The following is a 12023-nucleotide window of genomic DNA, read 5'->3' as shown; positions in this document are numbered from 1 at the left end:
GTCAACCTCCTGGCCGAGGGCATCATCGACCCGGCCAAGGTGACGCGCTCGGCGCTGCAGAACGCCGCCTCCATCGCGGCCCTGTTCCTCACCACGGAGGCCGTGGTGGCGGACAAGCCGGAGAAGGAGAAGGCCCCGGCCGCCCCGGGCGGCGGGGACATGGACTTCTGAGTCCACCCAGCTGAATCATCGCGGGTCGGCCCTTTTGGGGGCCGGCCCGCTTTGCTGTCGCGACACGCTGCGCCGGCCGGTTCCGCGTCTGCCGGCGTCGGCTCGGCCTCCCCGCTGTTCGATAAGGCGGGCGCTCCGCGCCTCGACGCGCTCGCCCTTCTGCCGTGATTCGCTGTGCCGCCCGGTTTCGCGGTTTCGGGTTTGCCCGTGGCGCCTGACGGGGTTCACCGCTCGCGCCGCGACTTTGCAGGTCCCTTCCGCGGTCGTGCCCGGCCCCGGCTGGTCGATAAGGCGGTTTCGGGTTTTGCCCGTGGCGCCTGACGGGGTTCACCGCTCGCGCCGCGACTCTGCAGGTCCCTTCCGCGGTCGTGCCCGGCCCCGGCTGGTCGATAAGTCGGGCGCTCCGCGCCGCGACTTATCGGATTTTTCGCCTGTCAGGGTATATGCCGCTTTCATCGAGTTCCCCAGCCGCCTCGGATTTGGCTCACATCCGTGTGACCTGGGCGGACGCGGCGCGAAACAGTTAGGTATGTTTACCAAATGATCGTGGATCTCGACGACGTCGCCGGCGCCGGGGCGCTGCTCGGCCGCGCGCTCGACTTACCGGAGGACGCCACCGAGGCGGAAGCGCTTGCCGCTCGGCTCGCGGCGCCACCGCGCGGGAGGGCGGTGGTGAGGTTGGGGGCGGCTGACGGTACCGGCGCCGCGTTTGCCTCGATCAGTGACGCCGACCCGGGGCTCGGACACGTCGAGCTTCTGGCCGTGCTGCCGGAGGCGCGCCGGCGCGGCGTCGGCTCGGCGCTGCTACGGGCGGCCGAGGAGCGCCTCGCGGCCCTGGGCGCCACGCGGGTGCGCCTGGGCGGCAACCCGCCGTGCTACGCGTGGCCGGGCGTCGACGTGCGGTACACCCCGGCGGTGTGCCTGGCGCGCCGGGCCGGGTACAAGATGACCGACACCGCCTGGAACATGACCGCCGATCTGACGCTGCACAGCGCCGAGGCCGCCCTGGACGAGTCGCGCCTCGAGGGGCAGGGCGTGAAGGTGCTGCCGGCCGGCCCCGACACGCCGCGCTGGGTGCGTTCGATCTGGGGCGACGGCTGGGCGTGGGAGGTCGAGCAGTCGCTGGGTCGCGGCGGCGCCGGCTGCTACGTCGCCGTGCGCGACGGCGAGATCCTGGGCTTCGCGGCGTACGGCGCGAACCGCCCGAGCTGGTTCGGTCCCATGGGCACGTCCCCGGCGGCGGAAGGGCTCGGCGTGGGACGGGTACTGCTGCGGCGTTGTCTTGCCGACCAGCGCGCGGCCGGACTGCGGGCGGCCCAGATCGGCTGGGCGGGCCCGATCGGGTTCTACTCCAAGGCCGTGGGCGCCCGGGTGGAGCGCGTGTTCTGGATCTACACCAAGGCGCTGTGAGCGCATGTGGGGCAGGCCGTGGGCTCGCCACGCTCCTGCCCCGCACACGTGCCGCCGTCGCCCGTGATCCCCCGTCATGCCACGGGCGTCGACGTCGCCTAGATGTCCGGCTGGTTCCCGCGCTTGTTCTGCAGCGCCGTCTGCTCCTGCTGCGTCTTCGTGCGGGCACGCATCGTCGCCGTGTTCGCGTTCGTGTTCTCGCCGGACATCATGTCGTCGGTGAGGTTCTGGTCCAGGTACCCGAGATCGTCTTCGCTGCGGTGCATGCCGCGCTCGATCCCCGGGTTCTCGAAGCTGCCGCTGTTCTTCTTGGACTTGCCCATGGGTCCCCCCTCATGTCGCCCGACCTCACCATATGAGGACCGTTCGTATGTTGACGGCAAAACGAGCATTTCGGCGGCCTAGGGTCGGCCCATGGACGTGGTGGACGGGCACAACGACCTGCCGTGGCGCCTGCGCGTCCGTGCCGCCGACCTCGACCTGAGCACCGACCTCCCACGCCTGCGCCGGGGCGGCGTGGGGGCGCAGTTCTGGAGCGTGTACGTGCCGAACGACCGCCCCGAGCCCAGGCCGCGGTGCAGGTGGTCGAGCAGGTGGAGTTGGTCCCGCCGCCTGGTCGCGCACCACGCGTCGGCGCCGGCCCTGGCCACGAACTCCACCGAGGTCCGGCGGGCGCGCGCGACGGGCCGCATAGCGTGCCTTCTGGGCGCCGAGGGCGGCCACTGCCTCGACAACTCCCTGGTGGTCCTGCGTTCTTTCTTCAAACTGGGCATCCGGTACCTCACCCTGACCCACTCCCGCAACACCGACTGGGCCGACAGCGCAACGGACAAGCCCGCGTGCGGCGGCTTGTCCCCGTTCGTGCACGAGGTGGTACGCGAGTGCAACCGCCTCGGCATGCTCGTCGACCTGTCCCATGTGGCCGACACGACGATGCACGCGGCCCTCGACACGTCGACGTTTCCCGCGTTCTTCTCCCACTCCTCGGCGCGCGCCCTGTGCGACCATCCGCGCAACGTCCCGGACGACGTGCTGCGCCGCGTGCGCGACTCGGGCGGCGTGGTGATGGTGACGTTCGTACCGTCCTTCCTGACCGACGCCTGCCGCGAGTGGGGTTCGGCGCTGGCCGACGCGGAGGACGCGATCGGGGCGCCGTGGGATTCGGAGGACTTCTTGCGGGAGCGGACTTACTGAGGTTTGCGGACCCGTCACCGCAGTGGCCACGGAGGCGCGGAACGCCAAGGGCGCGCGCCTGCAAAGCGCCCCGGGTCCGCGAAGCCCCAAGACGTCGGTGAAAAGCTTGCGCCTGCAAAGCCCCCGGGTACGCGAAACTCGAGACGTCGGTGAACGCGCTTGGGCCTGCAAAGCGCCCGGGGCCACAAAGCTCGAGACGTCGGTGAACGGCTTGCAAACGGCCCGGGCCTGTGAAGCGCGGTCGGTGAACGCCTTGTCCTACCAAAGGCTCGTGGCCGGAGACGCGGGGCCGAACGCTTCCGCCAGCGCTGGCCTCGAAGCGCGGCCGACGAATGGCGAGGCGGGCGAAAGGTGCGGCTGCCGCGGAGATTCGGGCGCCGGCACCGCTGGCTTCCACCGGGCCGCGGGCGTCGGTGGGCGGCCCGCCGAACGCTGCTCACGTTCACGAGAGGCGATTCGGCTAACCGCGCGCGAGTGGCCGAAGGGGCCTTCCGCGTGCGAAGGGGTGGAAGGGATGAGCGCGCGCGAACGGTCGGGGGCGCCATGCGCGTGCGAAGGGGTGGAAGGGCCGAGCGCGCGCGAACGGTCGGGGGCGCCATGCGCGTGCGAAGGGGTGGAAGGGCCGAGCGCGCGCGAACGGTCGGGGACGCCATGCGCGTGCGAAGGGGTGGAAGGGCCGAGCGCGCGCGAACGGTCGGGGGCGCCATGCGCATGCGACGGCCTTGAAGGAGCCGTGCGCGAATGGCCGAGGGAGCTTTCCTCGCGCGACGGGGGCCGAAGGAGCACTCCGCGCGCTACGGGGGTCGAAAGAGCCCTCCGAGCGCGAAGGGGTGGAACGGCTGAGCGCGCGCGAACGGCCGAGGGAGCCATGCGCGCGCGACGGGTTTGAAGGAGTCGTGCGCGAACGGCCGACGGAGCATTCTGCGTGCGAGGGGGTCGAGGGGATCATGCGCATGCGGCGGAGGCGAAGGAGTCGTGCGCTCCCGAACGGTCGAAGATGCTGTCCGCGTGCGTGCGGCGGGGGCGTGCGTGCGCGAACGGCCCGAAGGGGCTGAGCGTGCGGAGTGGTCGAAATGTGGGCGTGGCGAGTCGAAATGTGAGCGTGGCGAAGGGGAAGTTGATGGAGGCGGCAGGCCACGGGTGTTCGAAGGGTGCCGCGCTCCGCTTTCCAAAAGCACCATACAGCATCGACAAAAACCGATGTAATTGATCGATATCGCACAGTAGTCGGAGGTTAAGCAGCGTTGTACTTCACTGCGGCCTCGACCGCTGCGTACGCGTCTACCAGGCCAGCGCCCACTGTATTCGACTCCGAGCCGCACGACGTGCCCCGTGGTGTGGCCGGCTTGGCTGTTGTTTTCAGGATTTCGCGCGTTCGGGCTATGTTGCCCGCCAAGGCCGGGTTCGCCGACCACATCAAGGCCACCACGCCCGCCACGTGTGGTGTGGCCATCGATGTGCCGCTCAGTACGTCGTAGCCGCCGCCCGGCAAGGCCGACAGGATGTCCACGCCCGGGGCCATGACGTCGGGCTTCGACAGGCCGTCCGCCGTTGGGCCTCGGCTCGAGAACTCGGCCACGCGCGCGGTGCGGTCCACGGCGCCCACCGTGAGGGTCGAGGCGAAGTTGGCCGGCGGGTCCGTGATGGAGCCGCAGCGCGGGCCCGTGTTGCCCGCGGCGGCGACGAAGAAGATGCCCGCGGCCGTGAAGGCGTCGATCGCGGGGCGCATGGAGTACAGGTCGCAGCCCTCGACCGTCGGGCAGCCCCACGAGTTCGTCAGCACCTGCGGGGCACGGTCGGGGTGGCCGGCGTGCCAGGGGTCGGTGCCCGGCGAGTACGGCGCGAGCATGAACTGCAGGCACGTCAGGTAGTTGGCCATGCTGCCCAGGTTGCGGGGCAGGTTTTCGCACGCGATCCACTCGGCGCCGGGGGCCACGCCGACGCCCACGCCGACCGCGGTCGCCACGGTGTGGGTGCCGTGGCCGTTGTTGTCCGTCGGGGTGGTGGCGCCGCCGTAGGGGTCGAGCCAGGAGTCGGGGCCGCCGCGGAAGTTGGCGTGCAGGGCCGGGTGGGTGCCGTCGACGCCCGAGTCCGAGCTGCCCACGACGATGCCCTTGCCGGTGCCGTACTTCGGCCAGACCCGATCCGCCCCGATCAGCGCCAGGTTCCAGGGCGTCCCGCTCGGGGCGGTCTGCGCGCCGTGCATCGGCTCGGCGACGGCCGGCAGCGGGCGCAGCTGCGGGTTGAGCAGCACGTGGGCAACGTCGGCGCGGCCCGCCAGCCACTGCCGGGCGATCGGGCCGGCGTCCACCTCGACGCCGTTGACGAGGTAGAACGGCGTGTACGACACGTGCTTGGCGCGCAGGTCGGCCCGCAGCGCGGCCTGGGTGCGCTCGGCCGTCGTCACCAGGCGCTCGTAGGTCTGCCGCACCCGCTCGGCCCGGTCGGTGACCGCGGAGAGCCCGCTCAGGTCGGCCTGCTCGCGCATGACCACGAAGAGCCGTTCGCCGGTCAGGCCGGGCCGGCCGAGCCCGATGTACACCGTCGCCCCGGCCGCGGCCACCACGACGGCGAGCGCCGCGGCGAGCCAGGGGTGCCAGCGCACCCGCCGGAACACGAGCAGCAGCGCGATCGCGGTGAGCAGAGCGAGTACACCCGCCGCCGCCGCGCCGATCGCGCCCCAGAAGAGCCCGTCGCGCAGGCCCAGGATGAGCGAGGTCTCGTCGGCGTCGACAAGCCCGAGGGGGCCGAACAGCACCGGGGTGAGCAGCGCGATCACCGAGGGCGCCCCGGCCCGGCGCAGCGCGGCCAGTGCGAACGCGGCCGGCGGCACGCACAGCAGGGCCAGCAGCTGGGCCGCCGGCTCGCCCACCCCGGCCGCCAGCGGCACCAGCGCGACCCCGGCGAGCAGTCCGCCCAGCGCCGCGCGGCCCCACGAGTTGCCGCCGGTGGCCGTGCGCGCCGTCAGGGCGAGCAGCGGGCGGGTCGCGAGCCAGGCGATGGCGAGCGCGGCGACGAGTGCGAGGACGGTCTCGGTCGCCCCGCCGAGGGCGCCCACCCACAGCCAGGGCAGCAGGAGCAGCAGGCCGGCGGCGAGCGACAGCCAGACCATCCAGCGGTCCGGCTCCCCGCGCCGATCCAGCCTCCCGCTGATGAGGCGGTGCGTCAGGGCCGCGGCGGCCGCGAGCGCGGCCAGGGCGGCCAGGTACAGCTCGTGGTAGGTCGGCGGCACCAGCCGGGCCAGGCCCAGCAGCGACCCGAAGCCGGCGGCGAGGGCCCACTGGCGCCCCGCCGTCCGCGCGAACGGCACCGGCGACAGCAGCCCCAGCAGCAGCGCTGGCACCCCGACGAGCAGCAGGGTGGCCACCGCGACCACGAGCCACAGCACCCGGGGCGCGGACTTGCCCTCGATGGTGAGCGTGTCGGCGACGAGCCAGAGGCCCGCGTGGGGCACCACGACGACGAAGGGCACCCACAGGCCGAGCACGATCGTGAGGGCGAGTGACCAACCCCAGGTTCGACGCGAGGGTGCTGCCATGGTCGGGATGCTACGTCGCGGGTATGACAAAACGGGAAGGCGAGAGAAGGAGACTGGGGAGCATGACGGAAACGGTCGACGCGGTCGTCATCGGCGCCGGGCACAACGGCCTGGTCGCCGCGAACATGCTCGCCGACGCGGGCTGGGACGTCGCCGTCCTCGAGGCGACCGGGCACGTCGGCGGGGCCGTGCGCTCGGCCGAGATCACCGCGCCCGGGTTCCTCAGCGACCTGTGCAGCGCGTTCTACCCGCTGTCGGCCGCGTCCCCGCCGCTGCTCGCGCTCGACCTGGAGTCGCACGGGCTGCGCTGGACGCACGCGCCCGAGGTGGTGGCGCACCTCTTCCCCGACGGGCGCGCCGCGGTGATCAGCCGCGAGCTCGACCTCACGGTCGAGTCGCTCGAACGGTTCGCGCCGGGCGACGGCAAGGCTTGGCGGCAGTGGTACTCCGAGTGGCGCCGTCTCGCCCCGCACCTCATCCCCGCCCTGCTCACCCCGTTCCCGCCGGTCCGCTCCGGGGCCCGCCTCGCCCGCGCCGCCGGCCTGGGGGGCGCGCTGCGGCTCGGCCGCCGGTTCCTGGTGCCCGCGCGCGTGCTGGGGGAGGAGACGTTCGCCGGCGACGGCGCGCGGATGCTGCTCACCGGGCTGGCCCTGCACACGGACCTGGCCCCCGACGACGCGGCCGGCGGCGGCTTCGGCTGGCTGCTGGCGATGCTCGCGCAGCAGCATGGCTTCCCGGTGCCCGAGGGCGGCGCGCAGCAGATCGTCGAGGCCCTCCTGCGCCGCTTCCCCGGCGTTGTGCACCGCAACGCGGCCGTCGAAGAGGTCATCGTGGGCGGGGGCCGGGCGCTCGGCGTGCGCTGCGCGGACGGGCGGCTCTTCCGGGCCCGCCGGGCGGTCGTCGCGGACGTGCCGGCGCTCCCGCTGTACCAGTCGATGATCAAGCCGGAGCATCTGCCCGGGCGGCTGCTGGCGGACCTGGCCGGCTTCCGCTGGGACAACGCCACGCTGAAGATCGACTGGGCGCTGTCGGGCCGGGTGCCGTGGATCGCGCCGGAGGTCGCCGGGGCCGGCACGGTGCACCTGGGCGCCGACCCGGTGCGCTACGCGACGGACATCGCGGCGGGCCGGCTGCCCGAGGACCCGTTTCTGCTCGTGGGCCAGATGACCACGGCCGACGCGGCCCGTTCGCCGCTCGGGACCGAGACGCTGTGGGCGTACACCCACATCCCCCGCGGGAGCGGCGCCGAGGAGGTGTCGGCCCAGGTGGAGCGGGTCACCGACACCATGCGGCGGCACGCCCCCGGCTTCGACGACCTGGTGCTGGCCCGCTACGTCTCCGGCCCCGCGGAGCTGCAGGCCAAGAACCCCTCGCTGGTGGAGGGCGCGATCAACGGCGGGACGGCGGGGGCCTACCAGCAGCTCATCTGGCGGCCGACGCCCGGTCTGGGCCGGGCGGACACGCCGATCGACAAGTTGTACCTGGCCAGCTCCAGCGCCCACCCGGGCGGCGGCGTGCACGGCGCCCCCGGCGCGAACGCGGCCCGCGCGGCGCTGGCCCGCAACCGTCCGGTCCTGGGCGACGCCTACGAGGCCGCGATCAAAGGGGCCCTGAGCCGCATCTACCCGCGCTGAACAGCGGCCACCCGGCGCTCGGCGATGTCGGCCAGGCGCTGGAGGGCCTCGGCGTTGCGGAAGTGCAGGAAGACGTCGCCGACCTTGTTGCGCACGCCCAGCAGCGGGCCCTCGGTGAACTGCTCCTGCAGGGTGACCCGCGTCGCCTGGTCGTCGAGCCGGTCGAGGGTGAACTTCACGTGCCCGGCCCCGAACGGCCACAGGTGCACCTTCAGCAGCAGCATCCGGCCCGGCTCCCAGTCCAGCGACTCGCTGCGGTCGCGGATCGAGACCGGCCACGGGCCGGCCTTGTGGTGCAGCCGGGTGCCGGGCGCGGGCCACGCGTCGTCGACATCGCGGATGTGCGCGGTGCCGACCACCCAGTCGGAGTACGACCAGCCGTCGGACAGCACGGAGTACACGGCTTCGGCGGGCGCCCGCACGATGCGTTCGGTGATTGACACAACTTCTCCCATTCCCTCAGCCGCGCATCTCACACCAACGGCGTGACGGGCGCGGCTACCGTGTAGTAGTGCGCCGTGAACCCTCCACGTCCCGTTTCGAGGCGTCCCGCCTGTCGCCCGCGCGCCGTGCCGGCGACGTGGCCCGGCTGCGTCGCGAGCGCTTCGACGTTCTGATCATCGGCGGGGGCGTCACCGGCGCCGGGGCCGCCCTCGATGCCGCCTCCCGCGGCCTGTCGGTCGCCCTCGTCGAGGCCCGCGACCTGGCTGCCGGCACCTCGAGCCGGTCCTCCAAGCTTATCCACGGCGGCCTGCGCTACCTCGAGCAGCTCGAGTTCGGCCTGGTCAACGAGGCCCTCCAGGAGCGCGGCCTGCTCGCCTCCCGGCTCGCGCCGCACCTCGTGCGCCCGGTGCCGATCCTGGTGCCGCTGCCCGCCCACCGCGGGTTCGTCGGCCTCGGCCAGCGGGCCTGGCAGCGGGCGTACTACGGCGCCGGCGTCGGCCTCTACGACGCGTTCGCCGCCACCTCGCGCCTGCGCCGCTCGTCGCCGCCGGGGATGCCGCTGCATCGGCACCTGTCGCGCGCGGAGGCGCACCGCCGCTTCCCGTCGCTGCGCGAGGACGCGATCAGCGGCGCGATCCAGTACTACGACGGCCAGGTCGACGACGCCCGCCTGGTCGCGACCCTCGCCCGGACCGCGGCCAGCCTCGGCGCCGCGATCGTGCCCAGCGCCCGCGCGGTCGGCCTGCTCCGCGACGCCCGCGAGGTCACCGGCGTTCGGGTGCGCGACCAGGAGACGCGCGAGGAGTTCGAGGTGCACGCGCGCACGGTCGTGGCCGCGACCGGAGTGTGGATGGACGACATCGCCGGCATGCTCTCGGAGCAGGGGCCGCGGGAGTCGGCCGGCCTGCAGGTGCGGGCCAGCAAGGGCGTCCATTTGGTGGTACCCCGCTCCGCCATCACGGGCGAGGCCGGCCTCATCCTGCGCACCCCGTCGTCGGTGCTCTTCGTCATCCCGTGGGGCGGGCACTGGATCATCGGCACGACCGACACGGACTGGAACCTGGACCGCGGCCACCCGGCGGCGTCGGCGACGGACATCTCCTACCTGCTGGGCCAGGTCAACGCCGTGCTCGACCGCCCGCTCGGCACCGGGGACATCGAGGGGGTCTACGCGGGCCTGCGCCCGCTGCTCTCCCGCGAGGCCCGGCACCGCCAGCCGCACAGCCGGGACGAGCAGACCTCGACCCTCTCGCGCACGCACGCCGTCGTCGAGCCGATGCTGGGCCTGATGCTGATCGCCGGCGGGAAGTACACGACCTACCGGGTGATGGCCGCGGACGTCATCGACCGCGTCGCGCACCGCCTGGGCGGCCTGCGCCGGCACGGCGGCCTGGTGCCCGCGTCCCGGACGGCGGACCTGCCCCTGCTGGGCGCGGACGGGTACTATCCACTGTGGACGAACCGGGCGGATCTGGCCCGCCGGCACGGAATTCCGGTCGGCGTGCTCGAGCACCTGCTCGAGCGGTACGGCTCGCTGGCCTTCGAGGTCCTCGCGCTCGATCCGGACCTGCGCCGCCCGGTCGCGGGCGCGCCGGAGTACCTGGCGGCGGAGGTGGCGTACGCGGCCCGGGCCGAGGGGGCGCTACACCTGGAGGACGTGCTGACCCGCCGCACGCGCATCTCGTTCGAGACCGAGCACCGCGGCACGGCGACGGCCCAGGACGCGGCCCGGGTGATGGGCGACGTGCTGGGCTGGGACGCCGCGACGCGCTCGCGCGAGGTTGACCACTACCTGGCCCGGGTGGCGGCGGAGCAGGAGTCGCAGCGGATGCCGGACGACCTGACGGCCGACGCGGCGCGCCTGGGCGCGCCCGACGTCCGGGGTTTCCAGGCGGACCGGGCCACGGCGATGTAGCTACGCGCAGCTCCAGCGGACCGGCACGACCGGGTCGTTCTTGGCGCGCTGCAGCCGGCCCGCCACGAGCCGGCCGTCCGCGCTCGCCGACGTCACGACCGCCGACTGACCGGCCGACAGTACCGGCAGCTCGGAGGTCTTCCCGTCCTTCCACCGGGCCGGCGGGGTCTCGTCGGCGCCGCGCATCAGCGAGCCGAACATGCGCCCCGACGTGTCGATCGCGCCGGGGGCGAAGTCGCCGAGCTCGCGCACCTCGCCGGTGCGCAGGTTCCAGCGCAGCCCCTGGTTGAACCAGGTGCTGCCGTCCTCGTAGTAGCCGATGACCCAGTCGCCGGCGATGCCGGTCGCGCCGAGCGCGGGCCGGCCGGGCGAGCGCTCGAGCGCCCGCGGGGTGCCGTCCGGGGCCCACAGGTAGGCGCGGGTGTCGCCGCTCGCACCGTCGCGCCCGAGTCCGGCGATCGTGCCGTCGGCGCCGATGGCCGCGGCGACGGCGACCGCGGGGTTGCTCGTCACGTACGTGACCACGTCGGGCCGGGCCGCGTTCCACCGGACGATGCGCGCCTTCGTCGCCTGCCCGTTCTGCTCCCACGTGGCGGTGCCGGCGATGTCGCCGGCGGCGTTGATCCCGGCCACCGTGACCGACTGGGCGCCCGGGGGCCAGGCGAGCGCGGTGAAGACGTGGTCCTTGAGCATCCACGGGATCGGGGCGGCCTCGTCGCCGGCGTTGCCGACCACGACGCCCGACGCGTTGACGGCGACCGGGGACGCGTTGGGCCGGGGCGTGCCCTCGAGCACCTGGAGTACCCCGGCCGCCCACACCATGACGCTGTCGTCGGCGCCGTCGAGGGTGCCCACCGCGTAGCGCCCGTCCGGGTCGACGGCGTCGACGGTGGCGGGCCGGTCCCCGGGCGTGGGCAGGCGGTGCACGGAGCAGCCGCTGCGGCTCGGGGCCGTGGGCCGGGGCGTCTCGTGCGCGGGCGGCGCGGCCCGGTGCCGGGGACCGAGCGCGGCGATGCCGGCCACGGTGACGCCGACGGCGATGGCGGCCGCGGCGACGGCGAGCAGGCGGCGGCCGCGCTCGCGCCGGCGGCCCGAGCGAAGCGCCCGCTCGATGTCCACCTTCGACGGTGGCAGCTCCGGCCGGCGCAGCAGCGGGCTGAGCAGTTCGTCGTCGTTCACCGGGCACCTCCGCCGAGGGTGGCCGTGGAGTTGGGGCCGAGCAGGCGCCGCAGCGCGGCCAGCCCGTCGGACGTGTGGCTCTTCACTGTGCCGGGCGCGCACCCGAGCGCGGCCGCGACCTCGTTGACCGGCAGGTCGCACAGGAACCGCAGCACGAGCACCGCCTGCTGCCGGGCCGGCAGCCGGCGCAGCGCGGCCCGCACCACGAGGGCGTCGTCGGTCGGCGGGGCCTCGGCGGCGCGTTCGGGCAGCCGGTCGGTGAGCCGGGTCCGCGCCCAGGCGCGGCGCTGCTCGGCGAGGAAGGTGTGCACGACCATCTTGCGCACGTACGCGTCGACGTTGCCGGCCGCGCGGACCTGCCGCCACTTGAGGTACAGGCTGGTCGCCGCCGTCTGCACCACGTCGTCGGCGCGGTCGAAGTCGCCGGTCAGCAGGTGCGCGAGCCGGCGCAGGTGCGGCATGCGCGCGCGGAGGTACTCCACGTACTCCCGCTCGAGCTCCTCGCGCACCGGGCCCCCTTCCGCCGTCCCCGAGCACA

The 12023-nt window shown here is 73.8% G+C and carries 9 protein-coding genes and 1 pseudogene; 5 read left to right on the top strand and 5 right to left on the bottom strand.

From position 1 onward, the window contains the following. Both groEL and AB0B76_RS31280 read left to right on the top strand, forming a co-directional pair. Positions 1–171: pseudogene (gene groEL / locus AB0B76_RS31285) on the top strand (chaperonin GroEL); the annotation flags it as partial. 540 nt (positions 172–711) lie between these two features. Next, entirely contained in the window at positions 712–1581 is an 870-nt protein-coding gene (locus AB0B76_RS31280; protein ID WP_360382192.1) for a GNAT family N-acetyltransferase, read from the top strand. A gap of 98 nt (positions 1582–1679) precedes the next feature. Here AB0B76_RS31280 and AB0B76_RS31275 read toward each other — a convergent pair whose 3' ends face one another. Next, complete coding sequence (locus AB0B76_RS31275; RefSeq protein WP_360382190.1) at positions 1680–1904, bottom strand: hypothetical protein; 225 nt, start codon at positions 1902–1904, stop codon at positions 1680–1682. Between the two features lie 91 nt (positions 1905–1995). On the opposite strand from AB0B76_RS31275, the gene AB0B76_RS31270 reads away from it, so the two are divergent. Then, the gene (locus AB0B76_RS31270; RefSeq protein WP_360382188.1) at positions 1996–2775 is read left to right on the top strand and encodes a membrane dipeptidase; all 780 of its coding nucleotides are present in this window, start codon (positions 1996–1998) and stop codon (positions 2773–2775) included. 1234 nt (positions 2776–4009) lie between these two features. On the opposite strand, the gene AB0B76_RS31265 is transcribed toward AB0B76_RS31270, so the two are convergent. Then, the gene (locus AB0B76_RS31265; RefSeq protein WP_360382186.1) at positions 4010–6313 is read right to left on the bottom strand and encodes a S8 family serine peptidase; all 2304 of its coding nucleotides are present in this window, start codon (positions 6311–6313) and stop codon (positions 4010–4012) included. 62 nt (positions 6314–6375) lie between these two features. On the opposite strand from AB0B76_RS31265, the gene AB0B76_RS31260 reads away from it, so the two are divergent. Continuing rightward, positions 6376–7947 carry an NAD(P)/FAD-dependent oxidoreductase gene (locus AB0B76_RS31260; RefSeq protein ID WP_360382184.1) on the top strand — a complete coding sequence of 524 codons (1572 nt, stop codon included), beginning with the start codon at positions 6376–6378 and terminating at the stop codon, positions 7945–7947. Here the strand turns inward: AB0B76_RS31260 and AB0B76_RS31255 are convergent. Further along, on the bottom strand, positions 7935–8390 hold the full coding sequence (locus tag AB0B76_RS31255) for an SRPBCC family protein (RefSeq protein WP_360382182.1): 456 nt from the start codon (positions 8388–8390) through the stop codon (positions 7935–7937). The two genes, AB0B76_RS31260 and AB0B76_RS31255, sit on opposite strands and share 13 nt — an antisense overlap. Positions 8391–8458: 68 nt before the next feature. On the opposite strand from AB0B76_RS31255, the gene AB0B76_RS31250 reads away from it, so the two are divergent. Beyond that, positions 8459–10306 carry a glycerol-3-phosphate dehydrogenase/oxidase gene (locus AB0B76_RS31250; protein WP_360382180.1) on the top strand — a complete coding sequence of 616 codons (1848 nt, stop codon included), beginning with the start codon at positions 8459–8461 and terminating at the stop codon, positions 10304–10306. Here AB0B76_RS31250 and AB0B76_RS31245 read toward each other — a convergent pair whose 3' ends face one another. Continuing rightward, positions 10307–11485: a hypothetical protein gene (locus AB0B76_RS31245; RefSeq protein WP_360382178.1), complete on the bottom strand. Its 1179-nt coding sequence runs from the start codon at positions 11483–11485 to the stop codon at positions 10307–10309. It abuts the gene before it with no gap. Further along, on the bottom strand, positions 11482–11994 hold the full coding sequence (locus AB0B76_RS31240; protein ID WP_360382176.1) for a SigE family RNA polymerase sigma factor: 513 nt from the start codon (positions 11992–11994) through the stop codon (positions 11482–11484). Before AB0B76_RS31240 ends, AB0B76_RS31245 begins: the two co-directional genes overlap by 4 nt. Positions 11995–12023 lie beyond the last annotated feature (29 nt).

This window comes from Dactylosporangium sp. NPDC049140, assembly GCF_040648435.1.
The sequence above is the reverse complement of the archived record's forward strand: the minus strand, read 5'-3'. Positions and strand labels throughout refer to the sequence as shown.

Excerpts from the sequence above, each read along its gene's own strand:
- AB0B76_RS31265 (WP_360382186.1), bottom strand. The coding sequence starts at position 6,313 with ATGGCAGCACCCTCGCGTCGAACCTGGGGTTGGTCACTCGCCCTCACG.
- AB0B76_RS31270 (WP_360382188.1), top strand. The coding sequence starts at position 1,996 with ATGGACGTGGTGGACGGGCACAACGACCTGCCGTGGCGCCTGCGCGTC.
- AB0B76_RS31260 (WP_360382184.1), top strand. The coding sequence starts at position 6,376 with ATGACGGAAACGGTCGACGCGGTCGTCATCGGCGCCGGGCACAACGGC.
- AB0B76_RS31280 (WP_360382192.1), top strand. The coding sequence starts at position 712 with ATGATCGTGGATCTCGACGACGTCGCCGGCGCCGGGGCGCTGCTCGGC.
- AB0B76_RS31275 (WP_360382190.1), bottom strand. The coding sequence starts at position 1,904 with ATGGGCAAGTCCAAGAAGAACAGCGGCAGCTTCGAGAACCCGGGGATC.